We start from the raw sequence: 21071 nt of genomic DNA, 5'->3' as shown, positions 1-21071 counted from the left end.
CGCCTCCGTCGTTTCCGGTTCGCGCCGGTTCGGAATGAATGCGGCCAAGCCGCCCCTGTCCCCTGCTGATTCATGCCGGGAACACCGGTGATGGGACCGCCTGCCGGCTCTGGTGCCAGGGCGGGCCACACCGCCTGGTCGGAACCGTAGTCCGGGTGTCCCGGCTGCCCGGGTGTGGTGACTCCTCCGGGGGCGAAGGCCGAAGGGCCGAAGAGGCCTCCGGTGAGCAACGGGTTGCGTCCCTGGTTCACATCGACCACGAGGGTGCGGGCTGCCTTGTCATGCCAGCCCTGGCGCTGATGGTTCGGATCCCAGAGGTTGGAGAGCAGCATGATGACCGGCCCCACCACGGGGACGATCCCCGCAACCCAGACCAGGGCGCGGCGGATGAAGACCTTGCCCCAACCGGGGGCAAAGCCGTCCTCGTCGGTGGTCCGCAATCCAAGGGCCAGATTGCCCAGGGTCTTGCCGGTCCCCGCTTCCCAGCCCCAGACGACGATCGCATAGGCCAGGATGAAGACGGTGAGGACCATCGAGGCGGTCGCTGTCTCGGCGAGGAGTTCACCGGTGGTGAGGTAGCTGGCCCCGCTCATGGTGGAGGAGGTGACACCGGCGTAGACCATCGTCGCCAGGAGCACCGGAACGATGTCCAGCAGACCGGCAACCAGTCGTTTCGCGGCCACGGCGTTGACCAGGTTCAGGTTCTGGGCCACTGGCTACTCCTTTTCCTCGGGGGTTTCTACTGTACGGATATCTTGCTGCCCTGACCCACCTTGCGCCCGGCGGGCGTTGACCCGGGCCGTCGCATCAAGGACCAACGAACGCGGGGAATACTTGCCCCTCATGCGCCCCCAGAATCCTACCGAGGAACTCATGCCAGCTAATTGTTCGTCAACCATGTTCCAGTAGTCGGCGACCTCGGCCTCGGAGGGCACTGCGGCTCCGAAGACCGCGGCATCGGCCCGGTGGGCCAACGCCTTGGTGGTGTTCGCTGTTTGAGGGAAGCCCTCGCCAAGGGCCCGGGCGTTCTCCCGGCGCGTGCCCGAAGGGTCGGGCCGCGCCCCCAGGTCGGTGGCTAGGCTGATGACTTCCTTCCACCCACCACCCAGTCGGTTTCCGGGTCCCCCGGTTCCGAAACGGCGTTTGCGCCGGCGCAGCTTCAAGAAGGCCACCACGAGCAACGGAAGCATCAGGATGAACAGGGGGATCACGATGCTCAGTGTGACGGTGAGGATCGGCCCCCAGAAAGCCCAGAATTCTTCGTTGGACTCGTCGACATCTTGCGGATCGGGTGCCGTCTCCGGAGGTAGCTTCGCTTTGTCCTGTGGCGGTGGTGGCGGTTGCAGCACCTGGGGTTGTGGGATCGACTGGGGTTCCTGCTGTGGTGGGGTCGGTTCCTTATCCTTATCCGGGGTGGGGGTAAAGGCCACCCAGCCGACGTTTTCGAACCCGATCTCCACCCACGCGTGGACGTCCTCGCCATTGATCTGCACGGTGCCCGACGGATCGTATTTTTCCGGATAGAAACCCATCACCACGCGGGCAGGCATCCCCTGGTCGCGGGCCATCAGAGCCATGGCGGCAGCATATTGTTCGTCGTCGCCGATCATGGCGTCGGCGTCGAGCAGGGAAGCTATCCGTGCCGCCCCGTGACCCGAGAGGCTCGGTACCTCGTTTTCCTTGCCGTTGGAGAAATAACCCGTCTCATGGAGGATGCCCTCCATCGCTGCGGCGCGTTCCACCCCAGTCGTTTCGTCTCCGACCATCTCGGCTGCCTTGCCCGAGACGATTTGTGGGACGTTGGCCAGCTTGGGCATCGTCACATCGGAGAGGCCATAGTCCTTGAGTTTCTTCCGGTCGATCTGCACCGGGTACTCGACGGTGGCCGTATAGGAATCCCCGGCCCGTAGGCCGGTGGTCGACAGTGCGGTTTCGGCGTCGTCGTTATAGAACAACGAACGGGCCAGTTCCTCGGAGCGTTCCCCCGAGACGTCCAGGCCCAGGAGTTTACCGCCGGCGGGCAGCCAGACCCCGTGGTATCCCTCAATCGTGATGTCCAGCGAACCGCGAGAACGCAACGGATCCTCGGCGCTCGAAGAGTTGACGTTCCCGGCATCCCCGACGGGGGTGAAGTTCCCGCCCGAACGCGGATCGACATCGAACACCATGCCGTCATAACTGTCCAGTGCGGCCAACCTGACCCGTTGGCCGTCGGGCAACCCGGTGACCGAGAGCAGCGGCTCATCGGCATGGTCCTTGGCATAGTTGCGGAAACTCATCAACGGGCTCGGGTAGTCATAGAGGTCGATGGGTGGGACGACGGCGTCGCGCAGCACCTGCCGCGGCTGGTCTACTTGTAGCGCCGGGGAGGCGACGGCCGTCAGACCGCCGGCAACCATCAGCACCACTGCACCGAATCCGATGCGGCGCAGACCGGGCCGGGCGGCCGAGACATGGCCGCCACCGTTTCCGGTTGGCTGGTCGAGGCCCGCGGCACGGTCCACCTGTCGCCGCCAGGCCAACCAGCAGACCAAGGCCATGACCAGCACGAGGCCGCGCAGCAACGGCAGCGGCACGTCCCTGGTGCCAAAGATGATGCCGACGATGAACATCACGGTGATCGGGATGGCGGTCCAGAACGGTGAGCGGAAACGCCAGGCGAGCAGACCGGCGACCAGGGCGGTGACGTAGGCGCTGAGGAAGGGGACGACCAGCATGCCCGCACGCAGGCCGACCGGCGGGGCGACGGTGAGTACGTCCTTCCAGGACAAGACGACGCCGGCCAGCAGGGTGCGCAGTGATTCGAGGTTGGGCAGGAAACCCGAGGTGGCCTCCGCCGGGGTGGCCAGGGGCGTTCCGGCGATCAGGTAGATCGCGATGCCCAGGCCTGCCGCCGGCAGGAATCCCCACCGGTAGCGGACGATGACGTAGGACAGGACCAGGCCAAGCACCACGCCACCGAATCCGGCCAGCAGGTAGTGGCTGTCACCGCCGAAGGCGGCATCCAAGCCCAGGACCCCCAACCCGAGGCAGATCAGCAGGACCGCCGCATCGATGGCGCGGTGGGCGGAGGGCAGGTGGGAGCGCCACGAGACGGGGGCGCTCATGAGGCCACCTGGTGCAGGATCAGGGGCAGCTCGCTGAGTTGGCCGACGGTGATCACCGTCAGGTCCCCGATGGAAGCCCGGGCAGGTTCGGCTCCGGTCCCACAGCGTACGGCGAAGGCCCTGACCCCAACGGGTACGTGGGTGCTGGCCCGACGCAATTGCGCCGGGGTGGCGGCCGTACCGGTGATCAAGAAGAAGACCGAGGCGTTGGGCACCGCGTCGTTGGTGGTTCGTGAGAGGTCGATCAGGTCGTTGCGCCGGGCTGTGCCCTCGACCCGGGTGCAATCATCGAGCAGATTCCTGCCGGTCTGGGTGCGCAGCGGGCCCGCCTGGGTCAGTACCGAAAGGTTCCGTTGTTCACGGACCGCTTGGAGCCCAATCGAGGCGGCCACCGAGACGGCGAGTTCGAAATCATCAGACTCGACGTATTCCGCGGTGTTCGTGGACAAGGCGATGGCCAGATGGGAGCGGCGGGTCTCTTCGAACTGACGGACCATCAGCTCGCCGGTGCGTGCGGTGGTTTTCCAATGGATATGACGCCGGTCATCTCCAGGAACATAATCGCGGAGGGCATGGAAGGAGACATCCGAGGAGGACAGCACCCGGGTTGGCTCCCCTTCCAGATCCTTGATGAACCCGGAACTGGTCCCGCCCAACGCCGTCGTCCGGGGGTGGACGAACAGGTCTTGGACCTCCGTCCATTTGATCTGTCGTCTCAGCAGCCCAAACGGATCCTGTCGGATGGAGCGCACCGGCCCCACGGCAATGACGGCCCGTCGGTGGGTGGGGATGGTGAACAGTTCCTCATGGACTGCTACGGGGGCCAACCGGGGGATCCTGAAGAACGCGGTGGAGGTACCGACCGGCAATTCCATGGCTACCGGAAGCAGTGCCTTCGTCGAGGCGTTCTGCACTTCCAACCCGCCCACGGCCCGGTCCCCTACGGCGACCCGGGTCCGGTTCAGATCCAGGGTGACCCGGAAGACCGAACGGCCCAGAATGAAGGCGATGGCCAACAGCAGGAGCAGCGCACCCATCAGGGCGGCAATCCTCGCTTCCTGCCAGCCGAAGACCCCACCCAAAACGGCCAAGGCCACGACGACGGCGGCCAGCAGCCAACCCAGTGGGCTCACCACGTCCGTGGCCGGTTCAATCCTGGGCAGGGCCCACCCGCTCAAGCGCTGCCAAAGGGGCTGGACTTCGAGCTTGATGAGCTGGCCGACTTGGGCCGTGAGGGACGCCGGATGCAGTCGGGAACGTTTTTTCTCCATTGGCTGCGTTCTGCGCGGCCCGTTGGACCCCCGCCGTGACCGGAACAGTCCCCCGAGGCCGGGGAACCGAGAAGACCCGGTCCTGGCCGACCGGCGACCGGAGTCCTGTGTCGGTGTGCTCATACTGAAGTGACTGCCTTCCGGACCGGGCTACGCGCGGGAATCTGCGTCGGCCCGCTGCTGCGGTGCCGCGGTCACGGACAGAATCCGGGCCAGGACGGACTCCGGGGTTGCCCCGGCAAACTCTGCTTCGGGGTCCATGACGAACCGGTGCGTCCACACGAACGGCGCAAGTTCCTTCACATCGTCGGGCAACACGTAGTTGCGGCCTTCCGACGCGGCCCACACCTTGGCGGCACGGACCATGGCCAAGGCGCCACGGACGGAGACCCCCAACCGGGTTTCCTCGGCCGCACGGGTCTGCTCGGTCAGTTCGGCAACATAGTTCAGCACGGACTCATCAACATGCGCGCTGGTGGCCAAATCGGCCATATCGGCGACGGCGCTGGTGGTGATCAGCGGTTTCAGCGCCAACGACCTGTCCCGGGTGGAGGCACCGGAGAGCAGGGCCACCGTGGAGGCCCGGTCCGGGTAACCGATGGACGTCTTGATCAGGAAGCGGTCCAGTTGTGCTTCGGGAAGCCGGTAGGTACCTGCCTGCTCAATCGGGTTTTGTGTCGCAATGACCATGAAGGGCCGCTCTTGGGTGTACGTTTTGCCATCCACGCTGACGCGGGCTTCTTCCATGACTTCCAGCAGCGCCGACTGGGTTTTGGGCGAGGCACGGTTGATCTCATCGGCCAGCACGATATTGGCGAAGATCGGCCCCTGGTGGAATTCGAAGAGCTGGCTCTTCTGGTCATAGATCGTGATGCCCGTAACGTCCGACGGCAGCAGGTCGGGGGTGAACTGAATGCGCGAGTTCGAGCCCTGGACGGTGGCCGCCAGCGAACGGGCCAGCATTGTTTTGCCGGTGCCCGGGGCATCCTCGAGCAGCACGTGCCCTTCCGAGAGCATGGCCGTGAGGATCAACTTGATCACGTCGGGTTTACCCAAGATGGCCTGACCGACATTGGCCACCAGCTTCTCGAAAGTGCCGGCAAACCATTCGGCCTGCTCGTTGGTCATCGTCATTATCGGCTGTGCCTTTCATCGGCAATCGTGGTGTTTGTTCCGGTGGACATAAACAGGACGGAGATCTTCACCATCCGGTGACGGCCTGGGACCAGACCCCGTCCACCTTGGCGTAGAGCGGCTCCTTCTGCGTCTTCGCCCCGTGATAGCACTCGGCCTGCCCCTTGGCCTCTCCAGCGGAGTTTGTCCTGATCAGGGTGCCGGTGCTCGTGCTGAATTTATGGCGGGATCCGGACTTGGTGTTATAGCACTGAATCCGGAAACTGCTGCTGGGTGAGAACTCCTCGAGCTTGACCTTGAAGTAATAGCAGTTGATGCTGCAATCATTCTTCGTCACGGGGTTGCCCCGCGATAGATGCACCGTGGGTTCGGGCGGATCGGGTTTCTTATTGGAGGTTTCGCTGATCGATTTGCTCAGCGAATGCTTCCCCTCGGAATCGGTGGCCGTGACGGTCAGTTTCCGGGTGGTTTCCCACCCGACATTGACCTTCTCACTGCCGTCATTGGGGGTCGATGTTCCGCTGATGCTCGTTTTCAACGTCACCGGCCGGCCGTTGGCGTAGTCACTGGACTTCGAGTTCCAGGTGAATTTGATCCAGTCGTCTCCGTGGGAAGCTGAACGCCCGCCGCCGTCCTTCAACGGACCGTAGGAGCTCGTGCTGTTCGAAGCGGGGCTCGAATCGGCTGCGCCGGCCGCGTTAAGCGCCCTGACCCTCCACGAGTGGGACGCACCATTGGCGTTGGTGGTGATCACCGAGCCGGGGCCGCCGATCGACGTCCAGGACCCGCCGTCGGTGGAGTACTGGTAGCCGGTGATGGACGAACCATTGGCACCGGGCTTCTGGAAGGAGAGTTTGACCTTGTTGTTGGTTCCCGTGGCCTGGGCCGTGGGCTTGCCAATGGTCTTGGGCCGGCCATAAGGGGTCACTGCCGTCGACTTCCCGCTCGCAGGCGAGGTGCCGACCTTGTTCTTCGCCGTGACGGAGAACGTATAGGACCCGGTGGTCTTCAGCCCGGTCACCGACTGTTTTGTGGTCCCGGACGAGATCCCGTCGATGGTTTTGACGGTTGACCCACCCGCAAGGACTTTCAAGGTGTAGCCCTGGATGGGGGCGCCGTTGTTCCCGGGGGCCTTCCAGCTCACATTGACGACCCCGCCATTCACCGCCGATTCGGCGCGTACTGCGACGGGGGCCGTCGGCTGGAAGGGTTTGCCTGCTGGAATCACCGAGGACGAATAGTTGCTCCACTGCGAGGGCTTATCTGCCTTATTAACTGCCCTGACCCGGAACTGGTAGGACACCCCGTTCTTCAGGCCCTTCCAGGTATGGCTGGTCCCGGTGACTCCGGTGACCTGACTGACGCCGGTGGCCGGTGCCGGGGAGATTTCCAACGAGTAGCTGGTCACTGCCGAACCCCGGCTGACCGGTGGTGCCCAGTTCACGGTGGCTTGTTCGTCACCTGAGCTACTGGTCGGGGCCCCGGGCTGTTCCGGCTCGACATCGGGGCGGGCATCTGCCGAAGAGGCGGAGGCACTTGATTCACCGACGGCGTTGGTGGCGGTCACCGAGAAATTGTAGACGTGGTCGTTCTTCAACCCGTTGATGGTGCAGGTAGTGGTCGCACAGCTCTGCTCCACACCGTCACCGGAGACCGTGTAGGACTCGATCGGGGAGCCGTTGTTCGAGGGGGCATCCCAACTGAGAACTGCCTTGGAATCACCGGTGGATTCGACCAACGGCAGACCGGGAGCCTCGGGCTTTCCCTTGACGTTCAAGGTCACGGTGCCGTCGACCTGACGGTCGGGATCCTCGGTCACGTCCCCGATCGTGTACTGGACCGTCATCGTGCCGACGAAGTCCTGATCCGGGGTGATGGCCAACTGATCCCCGCGGATTTCCGCCCCGCCATCTCCCTGCTGCCCGGTGGCGCCAATGATCTTCAGCGGCCCCTGATCCTCATAGGGGTTGTGGTCGTTGGCCAGGACGTCGACGACCACTTTTTTGCCCTGCTGGGCGTCCTCGACGGTGTCAGCTACGGCCACCGGCAGTTCACGGGTGGAGGCGAGCACGTTCAGCGTGATGCTCGCCGACACGGCATCGTTGTGCCCGTCGCTCACCGAGACCTTCACCGAGCCCTTGCTGCCCTTGGGGGTCTTCACATCGGCGGAGGCGGTGAGGAAGTGGCCGTCCACCAGTTCGGTCTTGACCCCCTCGATGTTCTGCTCTCCGACAGAGAATTCGAGTTCGTCACCGTCGGGGTCACTGGCGATCTGACTCAGATCCAACCGGGCCGGGTCCTCGCCCTGGGCCACATCGAGCGAGTTGGACTGGATGCTGGGAGCCTCGTTGTCTTCCGGACGTGGCAGCACCTTGATCGGGATGGAGAGCACGCTATCGAGCCCATCACGGTCATCGGGCCCGGAACCGTCGGTGACCTCCACGGTCACCGATGCGGGGCCCGAATATTCCTTGGCTGATTTGAAGGTCAGCTCGGTGGCGGAACGGACCAGTTTGCCGTCGTTCTCCGGAACGGAGGACACCTTGGACTCATCGGTCAGTCGGGGCTGATGTCCGTCACGAACCTGCACCAGTTCCTCGAGGTCGAGTTTCAGGCTCTCCCCGGCCATCACTTCCTGCGGCTTATCGCTGCGCAGCACGGGACGTGCTCCGCCGACCCCCGGAACGATGGCGAAGGCCGTGGAGCTGAGGTCGTCCTGGTCGGTGATCGTGTAGGCAATGACCTGGGAATCGTCGGTCAGTTTGACCTTCAGCTGGTTGTCCTGGGTGACATTGGCCGTGGCCGGATCATCCGGCAAGGTGATGTCCAGATCCTCGATCCGACCATCGGGATCCTCATCATTATCGAGAATGGGTAGGGTGACATCTTCCTTGCCGACCACTTCCTGCAGCGAGGCATGGTCGTCACGGGCGATCGGGGCCAGGAGCTTGGCTTCCGGATCCGCTTCCACGGTGAGTGTGGCGCTGGCTGTTCCGCCGCGGCCGTCGGTGATCGTATATCTCACCGACAGGGACCCCTTCTGCTTCGGGGAGGTCACCACGATCCTGCCGTTGGAAACCTTGGCGTCCACGCCGTTGGACGTCTGCACGTCATCGACGAGGGTGATCTGGTCGCCGTCCGGGTCGGTGTCATTGCTCATGACGTCCACCGCTACCGGCCGATCGGGGCGGACCGTGATGGAGTCGTTCACGGCCACCGGCGGGTTATTCGTCGTGGAGAGCGGGGCAACACCGACCATCACGGTGCCCGTCGCCCGGGCACCCAACCGGTCTTCGACGACGTAGGAGAACACGTCCGTCCCACTGGAGTTCCTGCTGGCGGTGTACTCGATGGCCGAACCCTTGACCTTTGCCGAGCCCAGCTGGGGGGCACCGCCGAGCTGGACGAGCGTCACCGAGTCCCCGTCGGGGTCGATTCCACCCAACGGGACGGCAATGGCGGTGGTTCCGCCGGCGAAGACCCGCCCGGTGATCTGTTCGGGTGAGGGTGGGGCGTTATCGGCCACGTCCACTGGCTGGACGTGGAAGTTCACGCGGGCGTTGGCTTCCTGCCCGTCGGGCCCGGCCACGGTGTAGACGGCGGAAACGTTATGCGGTTTGCCGTCGAATTCGCCGGCGCGGAAACGCACGGTGCTATCGGCGACGCTGATCAGCGATCCCTTGCCCAGGTCTTCGGCTTCCTTCAGGTCCGGAAGCAGCGTCAACTCCGCACCGTTGGGGTGTATGTCGTTCTCCAGGACGTCGACGGTGGCGACGTCCCCGGCCCGGACGACGACGTCGTCGGTGTTCGGCCGGGGCGGATCGAGCTTGGGCGGTGCCGGGACGGGGATCACATTGATCTCCCCGGTGGACACCCCACTGCCGTTGGACACCGTGTACTGGACCTTTTTCGGTTCGGTGAGACCGCGGACATCGGTGATCCGGACGAAACTGTTGCGTTCCACGGAGACGGTGAACGGAGCGTCGTCGGCTACGTCGGCACCGGTGAGGACCAGGACTCCGCCGGCGGGGTCGGAGTCGTTGCCCAGGACGTTGACCAGCACGTCCTGTCCTGCCGGCAGCAGGGCCACGTCGCGGACGGCGATGGGGTTGCCCGAGTTCTGTTCGGGGTCCTTGATGTCGATGCGCACCAGGCCGGGGGCACTGGCCGGACCGTTGGTGGCCACGTATTTGGCGTAGAAGGTCCCGGTCCGTTCACCGCGGATGGTCACCGTGCCGGTATCCGTATTGCTCTTCACCTCCACGCCATTGACCGATTCGACGGTGGCCAGGCGCAGTTCAGAGCCGCCAGGATCAAGATCGTTCTTCAACGGTGAGAACGTCACTTCTTCGCCGACATTCGCCGTGACGTGGTCGGTCGCGGTCACCGGCGGGGTCGCCGTTTTGGGCAGGACCTCCACGACGACACGCCCCTGGGCTCCTTCGCGCCCGTCGGAGACCTGCACGGTGATTTCCTTGCGTCCGACCTTCTTGCCGTTGTCCTGGAAGGTCAAGGCGCCATCGGGGCGAATGCGGATGATGTCCTTGTCATCACTGGAGCCACCCAGCAGTTGCAGGTCATCACCATCGGGGTCGATCCAGTCACTGAGGATGTTCTGGGTGACGGCTTCGCCTTGTTGGACCCGCAGGGTGGTGACGCGTTCCTGGCTGGGTTTGTGGTTTTCGTCCTCGGGGACGACGCGCACGGTGGCCTTCTCGGTCGCCTCTCCGCCTCGCCCATCGTCGGCCCGATAGGTGAAGGAGGTGCTACCGGTGGCGTCCTCGGGCACGACCATCTGGAACCCTGTGCCGTCGTTGACTTCTTGCAGGGTGCCCAGGGTGGGCTGTTTGCCGTCCAGCGAAGCAGTCAGCAGGTCGCCGTCGGGGTCGACATCGTTGAAGAGCACCGGAAGGGCCGTGGTGCGTCCGGCCCGGACACCGAAGGAATCGGGTTTGGTGATGGGCTTCTTATTCTTCTCGGTGCGGTTGGGCAGTTCGATGGCGTCGGTGACTTCCTTGGAGTCTTCCTTCTTCGCCTCGCCCTTGCCCTTGGGAGGTTCCAAATCGCTCCAGTTGCTCACGATCTGCATGCCGTCGTTGACCAGCCACACCTGCCCTGAGGTGACGTCATTGAGCACGACGACGTCACGGTTGACCCGGAACTGCAGGTCGGCGCCGCCCGGTAGCTCCGGCACCTGCCGGTTGACGTCTTGGGAGTCGTCATCACAATCACGCACGTATTGGGCGCTTCCCTGCCAGGCCGCATAGGTGCATTCACCGACCCTGACCGGCTGGATGGCGGTTCCGCTGGCTTTCAACGGCAGGTATTCGGTTTCCCCTCCCCCGAGCGGGACATCGGCCAATTTATTGCCCAAGGCGATCACCGCATGGTCGGTATCGGGGCCGGGGGCCTGGAGTTGGCCGCCTTCGGGGTCGACGACGGTACTGGTCTTCCCCGCCGAGGTCGTGACCTTGCCCGTCTTTTCATCGAAGAGCACGGCGGTGTCGCCGACCACGCTGAGCTGCGCCTCCGAGGCATCCCCCAACTCCTCGACGTCCTGTTCACTTTCCTGGGTGAAGCTGCCGTCGGACTCGGCGACCCAACTGAAGAATTTATGCGCTTCGACGTCCACCGCCCAGACCGTGTCATCGGTCCCGACGGCGGTGAGGACCTGGCCCTTGGCCTCGAGCAAAGGAGGCGTGTCCTGGGAGGCGAAACCGCCGAGGTTCTCCGTCGCCGTGGCATAGACGACGCCGTGATCGGCGTCGGTGACCGAGACGACGTCGGAGCCGTAGGAGAAGGATGAGTTGGCCGGCAGGGCGTTATCGTCGGCGAATTGGACCATGGCCGGATCGATGGTGGTCAGCGCGCCTTGTTCCAGGTTGCGCACGAAGACGTGCTCGGCGTCCTGCTCCAGATCGTAATCGGGCAGCGGTGTCAGCACGCCGCCGTCCAGGGTCTTGGACTGGTAGTTGAGGTGGCCGACCTTATTGAGCTCCTTATTCACCACCCAGACACCGCCGTCGTTCAGATCGACGTCAGCTGTCTTGAACCCCGGATAGATGATGGCCCCGGTGATGGCCAGCGCGGAGACCGCCGAGACGGCAGCCACCTTGAATCCCGTGCTTTTACCCGGATTCGCACCCCATCGGGACATACCTGTAGTTCCTCATCACCGTCAATTTTTGTTCGGCACCCAAAGGAACAGAACCAGCCACCGTAGATCATAACGGATGGAAGAAAACCGTGACATGGGGAGAACTCCCCATCCCGTGGCCCGGGAGATCAGTCCAGGACGAGCCCTGCGCCCTCCCCCATGGACAAGACCACGGGGTTGATATCCCCGAAACCACGGACCTGCGTGGTCGGTTGCGGGTCCAGGACGAAGCGGTCGTCGCCTTCCAGGGTGCCCGCGGTGACGGAATCGGTCCAGACCGTCCCGGGGTCGGCGAGCGCCGTCAGTCGTGAGGCCAGGTTCACGGTCGGCCCGTAGACATCTCCCAGTCGGGAGAGGATGCGCCCCCAGACGATGGAGACCCTGGCCTTGGGCAGGAAGTCGTCGTTGGCGAATTCGGTGGCCAGGGTCAACGAGATCTGGGCCCCGGCCTGCGGGGTTTCGGCGATGAACAGGACCTCGTCCCCGATGGTCTTGACCAGACGGCCGCCACCGATGGAGATGATCTCGGCACATTTGTTCTCGAAGCGCTGCACGGTCTGCGCCAGGGTGCGTTCGTTCATCCGGCGCGACAGCGAGGTATAGGAGACCAGGTCAGCGAACCCGACGGCACGGGCCAACGGCAACGGGGCGTCGTCTTCGCTGCCATCGCGGCCCTCTTCGCTGGAGGCCAACCCCGTTTCGGCACGGACGCCTAGACGGTGGACCGCCGCGTTCAACTGGCGGCGCCAGGAATAGACCAGCAGCTTCTCCAAGGGATCCACCAGATCCGGGAGGCGGTCCACGAGCCGGCGTCGGGCTTCGGGATCGCTGACACCCTGGTTTTGGACCATGTCCTCGACCAGCGCCTCGATCTGCCAGACGACCATCCTGTCGGTCATCTGTCCGATCGACCGGGTGATGGAGACTGCCGCCTCCTCCGTGAGCACCGAACTACGCACATTGCCCACGATCGTGCGCAAGGCTTCGAGATCGACCTCGGTGAAGGCGACGTCGTCGTCCCCCAGGTTGGGGAAGCCCAGGGCTCGCCACAGCTTCCGGGCACTGAGCAGCGAGATCCCGGCAGCGGCAGCGGCCTCGCGACGGCGCATGGTGCGTTTGGCCCCGAGCAGCAGTTTTTCCAGATCCTGGGCGGACTCCTTGACCTTTTCGCGTTCCAGCGCTTGGGCCAACGGCAACGCCCGGGTTTCGGGTCCGGCATCGGGGCTCAGCTGCGGCAGGCCCCCGGTGGACGTCCCCAGCGAGGATGATCCCTGATCTGCCAGGTCCAGGTTGGCCGTGTCCGGGTGCGCAGGCTCGGTGGCCGGCTCCGGCGATGCGGGCTCCTGGTCCTCCGCAGCTTGCTCGGCCCGCTGCCAGGGGGCCAACGGCAGAATGGGGAGGGCCGCGGTCCTGGGTAGGGGCTCCCGGCCCGGTGTTGCGGCGCTTTCCGCCCGCTCATCACCGGCGTCCTGCCCATCATCCATGTCCGATCCCATCCACGCGTTCCTCTGTACCAATTCCTACACCATCGAACCCCATCGTTCTGGGTAAACGCTCAATGGCCGTCACCACCAGCTCCCGGACCCGGTCGATCCGCGGCAGATGCGGGATACGGACCGGCCCGTTGGCCGTCTCCAGCACCAGGGCCCCCGAGCCGCTCGCCCGTTCAAACAATTTCTGGCTGGTCTTCAGGGTCCTGACGAAGGCCAGCGGCAATTCCCACTGGTTCTTGGCCCCGACACCCCGGCGCACGACGATGCGTTCGTTCGTCAAAAAGACCAGGGTTCGTCTCCATCGAATCACCGGGATGATGCTCCAGGCCAGCAGAAGCACTCCGGCAACGATGGGGATGACCACCTGCAATAAGGGCACGGTCTCCACCACGGCATCCGGCAGGTCGTTGCGGGTCAGGGTCCCCAGGGCGAAGGCGCTCAGGGCCGCCAGCACGACGAAGACGACGGCGGGACGGTTCAGGACACGACGATGCGCACGGGTCTTGAAGATCACCCACTCGTTCTCGGCCAGTCGCAGCCTCATCTGCTTTTCCTTCCATCGCCTGGGCGTCGCGCCCCAGGTCATATCCAATTCTAGGCGGGAGACCCGATGGCCTGGATCAGGCGTAACGTCCGTCGGTGCGGCGCAGGTGCACGACGTCTCCGGCACGGATGGACGTCGTCGTCCCGTCGGCAGTCCTGACGTTCAGCGCCCCGTCCGGCTCCAACCCGACGGCGGTGCCTTCCAGGGTGGACCCCGAAGGGAGTTCGGCCCGGATCGGTGCCCCGAGGGTGGCCATGGACCGGGCGACCCGTTCGAGCAGTGTGGCGTCGCCGTCGATCGCGTCCCCCGCCCGGCCGCCGGCCCGCAGGAAGCCGTGATAGAGCCGGGAGACCCGGCGCAGGTAGTCGCCCAGCAGGGCCGTCGTGTCCACCGTTCGGGCCCCTTCAAGGAGCAGTGAGGTGGCGGTGGGCACGGGGAGTTCTTCCCTGCTCAGGGTGACGTTGACCCCCGAGCCGACGACGACGGCGGAGCCTCCCGGGGCGGGAACCAGGTTGGCCAGGACTCCGGCGATCTTGCTTCCGGAGACGATCACATCATTGGGCCATTTGAGCTCGGCGGGGACACCGGCGCATTCCCGCAGGGTCTCGGCCAAGGCCGTGGCGCAGAGCATGGACATCCAGGCGTAGGTCTCCGCGGTGGCGGGCCGGCCTCCGGGTGTCGGGCGGAACAGGAGGCTCACCGCCAAGGAACTGCGCTCGGGTGCCTGCCAGCTGCGGTCCATCCTCCCTTTTCCTGCCGATTGGAAGTCGGTGGCCAGCGCGCTGATTTGTGGCCACTCCTCGGGGGCTGTGGTGAAGGCAGCGGCCAGGTCGGTATTGGTCGAACCCGTGGATTCCACGACGTCCAGCCGGGCGATGGTCCCCGGCCCGACCAGATCACGGCGCAGGGCCTCGGCATCCAAGGGGGCACGCAGGGCTGCTGATTCGTTCATGGTTTCCAGCCTAGTCCGAAGCCCCCGTGGCGGGCCGACCGTGTCGGTGCGGCCCGCCGGGGCGGCCAGGGGATCAGAGGAACATATCGGGAACCAACTGGTCCTCCGGCGCCCCCATGCTGTAGCCGGTGAAGTCGGTGACTCCCTCACCGCGCAGAACCTCTTCGTCGATGAAGAAGTTCCCGCTGCATTCGCTGGCGGGCCGGGCCAGGATGACCGCTGCGGCGTCGGAGACGATGGCTTCCTTGCGGGCCCCGCGGATCAGCTGCTCCCCACCGGGCATGTTCCGAATGGCTGCGGTGTTGATGAGCGTGGCCGGCCACAGCGAGTTCACGGCGATCCCGTCACCGCGCAGCTCCTCGGCCAGACCGAGCGTGGTCATGCTCATCCCGTATTTGGCCATGGTGTAGGCGAGGTTGGCGCCGGCCCATTTCGGGTCCAGGTTCAGCGGTGGGGACAAGGTGAGGATATGCGGGTTCTCCGAGCGGCGCAGGGCGTCCAGGCTCAACTTGGAGAGCAGGAACGTGCCGCGAACGTTGATGTCATGCATCAGGTCATAACGTTTCATCGAGACCGCATCGGTGGTGGACAGGTCGATCGCCGAGGCGTTGTTCACGACCATGTCGATGCCACCGAATTCGGCGACGGTCGCCTCGACCGCGGACTGCACGTCGTCGTCGTTGCGCACGTCGCCGACGATCGGCAGGGCGCCAACGCCGTGGGCTCGGATCTGTTCGGCTGCCGTGTAGACGGTGCCTTCAAGGGTCGGCTGGGCCGTGGCGGTCTTGGCCATCAAGGCGATATTCGCTCCGCCGGCTGCCAGTTCCAAGGCGATGGCGAGTCCGATGCCGCGGCTTCCACCGCTCATCAGGACCGTACGTCCTGCAAAGGGGCGGGCTCCGTCGACGGCGTCGGCTACGGGGTTCTGGGGTACTGGTGACTCGGTCATGACCCCAGCCTACGGGAAATCCCTCCCAAAGGTTACCCGTCAGTAACAAGAAGTTTCTGCCCCGAACCAGCTGAGCGCCACGCGGCGACTTTGTAGGGTTCCTACAGCCGACACGACGCCGCACGTCACTAGACTGAGCTTGAGGGCACACTGATTGTGCCATTCCTACTACTTTCAAACAGACGGGAGTCTCCCGCATGAGCGAGACCGGCCTCCAGGCACCGGACGAGCAGATCGACCTGTCCACTACCGCGGGCAAGATCGCCGAATTCCGGCGCCGGCAGTCGCAGTCGCTGACCCCCTCCGGACCGGAAGCGGTGGAGAAGCAGCACGCCCGCGGCAAGAACACCGCCCGCGAGCGCATTGAGCAGCTCATGGACGAGGACTCCTTCGTTGAATTTGATGCCTTGGCAGTGCACCGCTCCACGGCCTTCGGCATGGATGCCAAACATCCCCTCGGCGACGGCGTCGTCTCCGGGCACGGCACGGTCGATGGCCGCCTCGTGGCCGTCTACTCCCAGGACTTCACCGTTTTCGGCGGCTCACTGAGCAAGGTCAACGGCGAGAAGATCGTCAAGGTCCAGGAATTCGCCCTGCGCAATGGCTGCCCGGTCGTGGGCATCAACGACGGCGGTGGGGCACGGATCCAGGAGGGTGTCGCCTCGCTGGCGATGTTCGCCGACATCTTCCGCAACAACGTCCACGCCTCGGGCGTCGTCCCCCAGATCTCCCTGATCCTTGGCCCCTGCGCCGGTGGTGCCGCCTACTCCCCCGCGCTGACCGACTTCGTGGTGATGGTGGATAAGACCAGCCACATGTTCATCACCGGCCCCGACGTCATCAAGACGGTCACCGGCGAGGAAGTCGACATGGAGACCCTCGGCGGTGCCCGCCAGCATAACGCCAACACCGGCACCGCCAGCTACCTGGCCACCGACGAATCCGATGCCATCGATTTCGTCAAGGAACTGTTGGACTACCTGCCCAGCAACAACCTCACCGAGGCGCCGCCCACGGAATTCGAGGAGGAACTGAGCGTCACCGAGGATGACCTGGACCTCGATCTGCTCATCCCGGATTCCGCCAACCAGCCCTATGACATGCGTACCGTCATCGAACACATCGTCGACGACGGCGCCTTCCTGGAAATGCAATCGCTCTACGCGCCGAATGTGATGATCGGCTATGCCCGCGTCGAGGGCCGCAGCATCGGCATCGTTGCGAACCAGCCGATGCAGTTTGCCGGCACGCTGGACATCGCCGCCTCGGAAAAGGCAGCACGCTTCGTGCGCCATTGCGACGCCTTCGGCCTGCCGATCCTGACCCTGGTGGACGTGCCCGGCTTCCTGCCCGGCAAGGACCAGGAGTTCCAGGGGATCATTCGCCGCGGCGCCAAACTCCTCTTCGCCTACGCCGAGGCCACCGTCCCGAAGCTGACGGTCATCACCCGCAAGGCCTATGGCGGCGCGTACATCGTCATGGGGTCCAAGAAACTCGGTGCAGACCTGAATCTGGCCTGGCCGACCGCGCAGATCGGTGTCATGGGTGCCCAGGGTGCCGTCAACATCCTGTACCGGCGCGACTTGGCAGCGGTTTCGGCCGCGGGCGGGGACGTCGAAGCACGCCGGACCGAGATCATCGACGACTATGAAACCGAGCTGCTCAACCCCTACCAGGCGGCAGAGCTCGGGTACATCGACGCCGTCATTGCCCCCTCGGACACCCGGACCCAGATCGTTCGCGGGCTGCGGGCCCTGCGCGATAAGCACGCCTCACTGCCAGCCAAAAAGCATGGGAACATCCCGCTGTGACCGGATCAGCACACAATGAGAACGACGCCGCTGCTGCCGCGCCGCTCTTCGCCGTGGTCCGAGGAAACCCGGACGACGTGGAGGTGGCCGCGCTGACAGCGGTCCTGGCCTGCCTTCCGGGCACCAGCCAGGAGCCCAACGGCGCCGATGCGGCGACCTCCCGACGCGAGGTGATGCGCAACCAAGCCTGGCAGCGCCGTCATTTGGCGGGCCAGCCGGGCCCCTGGCGGAGCGGTCGCTCCTAGCGGGCCACTGCTCCCTCCGCGGAGGTCGCTGCCTGATCTTCAGCACCTGCTTCACTTGCGGTTAGGCTGTGCACTATGACCAACGCCACATCCGCAGCCACCCGTGCCCCCAGCGCCATCGATGCCGTCGCCGACCAGTTTTTCGACCGCCTCATCGCCCTCGCCCCCGATTTCGCCACCTCACTGGGCATCCCCGGCCACGAAACCGGATATTCCGACTACTCCCCCGCCGGCCAGCAGGCCTATGTCGAGGCCGTCCGCACCACGCTCCAAGCCCTCGAAGGCCTGGAGCCGGTCGACGACGTTGATGCCATCACCCTGGACGCCATGCGCGAACGACTCGGCCTGGACCTTGAACTTGACGCCACCGGGATCACCCAGCTGAACAACATCGCCAGTCCGGCCCAGGACATCCGGGCGATCTTCGATCTGATGCCCACCGACACCACCGAGCAGTGGCAGCACATCAGCGGTCGGCTCGCCAATGTTTCAGGAGCCATCGACGGCTATATCGCCTCGCTGCGCAAAAGCCGCGACGAGGGCCATGTGGCGGCCCAGCGCCAGGTCCGCATTGTCATGGAACAGACCCGCGACTACGCCAAGGCCGGCGGTTTCTTCACCTCCCTCGCCGCCGAGGCACCCACCGCTGCCGGGGAACCGGCGGCAGCGCTAGGGGATGAACTCTCCACCCATGCCGCCGAGGCGGCCGCAGCCTATGCCCGCCTGGCCGACTTCCTGGAAACCGAACTTCTGCCCTCAGCCCCGACCAAGGATGCCGTGGGCCGGGAGTATTATGCCTTGTGCTCACGGCAGTTCATCGGTGCCGAGATCGACCTGGACGAAACCTACGACTGGGGCGTCGCCGAACTGGACCGACTCATCACCGAACAGGAGATGGTGGCCGGGCAGATCAAGGCGGGCGCCTCCATCGTCGAAGCCAAGGAGATCCTCAACGCCGACCCACAGCGCCAGCTCAAGGGCACCGAGGCGCTGAGGACCTGGATGCAGGAAAAGGCCGACGCGGCAGTGGCCGCCATGGAAGGGGTCCACTTCGAGATCCCCGAAACCATGCGCCGCCTCGAATGCATGATTGCCCCCACCCAGGAAGGGGGCATCTACTACACCGGCCCCTCCGACGATTTCAGTCGTCCGGGCCGCATGTGGTGGTCCGTTCCCGCAGGTGAGGACGACTTCACCACCTGGTCCGAGACGACCACGGTCTACCACGAGGGCGTTCCCGGCCACCACCTGCAGGTCGGCACCGCCACCTACCGCAAGGACACCCTGAACAACTGGCGCCGTAACGCCTGCTGGGTCTCCGGCCATGGTGAGGGCTGGGCCCTCTATGCCGAACGGCTGATGCTGGACCTGGGCTACCTGGCCGATCCGGGCGACCATATGGGCATGTTGGATATGCAGCGGATGCGTGCGGCCCGCGTGGTGTTCGACATCGGCGTCCACCTGGAACTGGACATGCCAGAACGCTGGGGCTCCGGCCCGTGGACCCCCGAGAAGGGGTACGACTTCCTGTCCAAGCATCTGGACATCTCCGAGGGCCAGCGCCAATTCGAGTTCACCCGCTACCTCGGCTGGCCCGGTCAGGCCCCCTCCTACAAGGTGGGCCAGCGCCTCTGGGAGCAGATCCGCGATGCCCGTCGCGAGACCGAAGGCGATGACTTCGACCTCAAGGCCTTCCACAGCCAGGCACTGAACATGGGGTCGGTCGGTTTGGACACCCTGCGCCGGGCCCTGCTGCCTGCTGGCTGAGGCAGGAGGCAAGGCCCACATCGGAATCGGGAATGAACCCGCCAATCCCTTGCAGGACAAGGGATCGGCGGCGCCACCCGCGGGACAGCAATACAGCACCGCGTCATAAAGTGAAATATTAACTCTTCGGGGTGTACCTTCCGGCCCTACGGTCGTTTCGTGAGCACATCAACCAAACCCCACCGCATATTGCCCCGCTGGGTGACCGCCTTCGGCCCCCAGATCGTCGCGGGCCTGGTCCTCGGCGTCGTCCTCGGACTGGTCGCCAAATACACCGGTAGCACCGCCGAGTCCCCCAACGCCCTGGGCGCCACCTTGGACACGATCGGATCCAGCTACGTCTCGCTGCTGCGCGCGGCGGTCATCCCGCTGGTGTTCTTCGCCGTGGTCGCCTCCATCGCCAACCTCTCCCAGGTCACCAACGCCGCCCGCCTGGCCTGGCGGACCATCCTCTGGTTCGGCATCACCGCGCTGATCGCCGTGCTGATCGGCATGGGACTAGGCACCTTCATCCGTCCCGGTGCCAACACCGGCCAAGGAGCCCCTGAGGATTACGTCGGCAAAACCGGCGACTGGTGGGCCTTCCTCACCGGATTGATCCCGGAGAACTTCCTGGGTCTGGAAACCAGCAGCAAGGTCGCCGAATCCGGTGACGTCTCCACGAGCCTGTCCTTCAACGTCCTCCAGGTCCTGGTCATCGCCGTGGCCGTCGGCATCGCGGCCCTGAAAATCGGTTCCGCGGCCAAGCCCTTCCTGGATCTGAGCGCCTCGCTGCTGTCGATCATCCAGAAGATCCTGTGGTGGATCATCCGGCTGGCGCCGCTGGGCACCGTCGGACTGATCGGCAACGCGACAGCCTCCTACGGCTGGGACACCATGGGTGCGCTGGGCAAGTTCGTCATTGCCATCTATCTGGGTCTGGCTCTGGTGCTGTTCGTGGTCTACCCGATCCTGGTCAAGGCCCACGGCCTGGGCGTGCGTTCCTACTATTCGGGGGTCTGGCCCGCGGTCCAGCTCGGCTTCGTCTCCCGTTCATCGATCGGCACGCTGCCACTGACCCAACGCGTGACCGAACGCAACCTCGGGGTCCCACGCGGCTACGCCTCGTTCGCCGTCCCGTTGGGCGCGACGACCAAGATGGACGGCTGCGCCGCGATCTACCCGGCCGTCTCGGCGATCTTCGTGGCCCAGTTCTTCGGCATCGATCTGGACGTCACCCAATACATCCTCATCGCCATCGTCTCGGTGCTGGGCTCCGCCGCCACCGCCGGGACCACCGGCGCCGTGGTGATGCTGACACTGACCCTCTCCACGCTGGGCCTGCCGTTGGCCGGTGTCGGCCTGCTGCTGGCCGTGGACCCGATCCTGGACATGGGACGCACCGCGGTCAACGTCGCCGGACAGGCGCTGATCCCGGTGATCGTGGCCAAACGAGAAGGCATCCTGGACCACGACCTCTACAACGCTCCGCGCAACGGCACCCCCTTCGCCGATGAGTTCGAGTCCGCCCGCGCAGCCGAGGCCTCCGAGAAGGAAGAAACCCAGAACCCGGTACCGGTCCAGGCATCTTCCGCCTGCTGATCTTCAGCACGCTCACCACCGAGGGGCCCCGCACTGCCGATGCGCAGCGCGGGGCCCTCT

13 protein-coding genes are annotated in these 21071 nt (G+C 65.0%); 4 read left to right on the top strand and 9 right to left on the bottom strand.

The features are described from left to right. The 9 genes from FM101_RS13805 to FM101_RS13765 all read right to left on the bottom strand — a co-directional run. A partial coding sequence (locus FM101_RS13805; protein WP_143269299.1) for an RDD family protein occupies window positions 1-713 on the bottom strand: 713 nt, incomplete at its 3' end. 3 nt (window positions 714-716) lie between these two features. Beyond that, on the bottom strand, window positions 717-3107 hold the full coding sequence (locus FM101_RS13800; RefSeq protein ID WP_087000625.1) for a transglutaminaseTgpA domain-containing protein: 2391 nt from the start codon (window positions 3105-3107) through the stop codon (window positions 717-719). Continuing rightward, a complete protein-coding gene (locus FM101_RS13795) occupies window positions 3104-4378 on the bottom strand; it encodes a DUF58 domain-containing protein (RefSeq protein ID WP_087000623.1) in 1275 nt (424 codons plus the stop codon). Before FM101_RS13795 ends, FM101_RS13800 begins: the two co-directional genes overlap by 4 nt. A 150-nt stretch (window positions 4379-4528) precedes the next feature. Then, the gene (locus FM101_RS13790; RefSeq protein WP_087000621.1) at window positions 4529-5512 is read right to left on the bottom strand and encodes an AAA family ATPase; all 984 of its coding nucleotides are present in this window, start codon (window positions 5510-5512) and stop codon (window positions 4529-4531) included. A gap of 67 nt (window positions 5513-5579) precedes the next feature. Continuing rightward, entirely contained in the window at window positions 5580-11669 is a 6090-nt protein-coding gene (locus FM101_RS13785) for an Ig-like domain-containing protein (RefSeq protein ID WP_087000619.1), read from the bottom strand. Between the two features lie 128 nt (window positions 11670-11797). Continuing rightward, complete coding sequence (locus tag FM101_RS13780; RefSeq protein ID WP_241895177.1) at window positions 11798-13165, bottom strand: adenylate/guanylate cyclase domain-containing protein; 1368 nt, start codon at window positions 13163-13165, stop codon at window positions 11798-11800. Next, window positions 13146-13706 (bottom strand): PH domain-containing protein, encoded by a 561-nt coding sequence (locus FM101_RS13775; protein ID WP_179204337.1) that lies wholly within the window; start codon window positions 13704-13706, stop codon window positions 13146-13148. The genes FM101_RS13780 and FM101_RS13775 overlap by 20 nt, the downstream gene beginning before the upstream one ends. 76 nt (window positions 13707-13782) lie before the next feature. After that, window positions 13783-14658: a biotin--[acetyl-CoA-carboxylase] ligase gene (locus tag FM101_RS13770; RefSeq protein WP_087000615.1), complete on the bottom strand. Its 876-nt coding sequence runs from the start codon at window positions 14656-14658 to the stop codon at window positions 13783-13785. A gap of 73 nt (window positions 14659-14731) precedes the next feature. Next, window positions 14732-15607, bottom strand: a complete 876-nt coding sequence (locus FM101_RS13765; protein WP_087000613.1) for an SDR family oxidoreductase — start codon at window positions 15605-15607, stop codon at window positions 14732-14734. 197 nt (window positions 15608-15804) lie between these two features. Here FM101_RS13765 and FM101_RS13760 point away from each other — a divergent pair, with 197 nt between their 5' ends. The 4 genes from FM101_RS13760 to FM101_RS13745 all read left to right on the top strand — a co-directional run bounded on the left by FM101_RS13760 (window position 15805) and on the right by FM101_RS13745 (window position 21011). Next, complete coding sequence (locus tag FM101_RS13760) at window positions 15805-17418, top strand: acyl-CoA carboxylase subunit beta (RefSeq protein ID WP_087000611.1); 1614 nt, start codon at window positions 15805-15807, stop codon at window positions 17416-17418. After that, window positions 17415-17663 carry an acyl-CoA carboxylase subunit epsilon gene (locus tag FM101_RS13755; protein WP_087000609.1) on the top strand — a complete coding sequence of 83 codons (249 nt, stop codon included), beginning with the start codon at window positions 17415-17417 and terminating at the stop codon, window positions 17661-17663. The genes FM101_RS13760 and FM101_RS13755 overlap by 4 nt, the downstream gene beginning before the upstream one ends. Window positions 17664-17738: 75 nt before the next feature. Beyond that, a complete protein-coding gene (locus FM101_RS13750) occupies window positions 17739-19430 on the top strand; it encodes a DUF885 domain-containing protein (RefSeq protein WP_087000607.1) in 1692 nt (563 codons plus the stop codon). Between the two features lie 159 nt (window positions 19431-19589). Next, complete coding sequence (locus tag FM101_RS13745; RefSeq protein WP_245806704.1) at window positions 19590-21011, top strand: dicarboxylate/amino acid:cation symporter; 1422 nt, start codon at window positions 19590-19592, stop codon at window positions 21009-21011. Window positions 21012-21071 lie beyond the last annotated feature (60 nt).

The organism is Arthrobacter rhombi, assembly GCF_900163545.1.
Lineage (GTDB): Bacteria > Actinomycetota > Actinomycetes > Actinomycetales > Micrococcaceae > Arthrobacter_H > Arthrobacter_H rhombi_A.
This window is presented reverse-complemented; position numbering and strand designations above follow the sequence as displayed.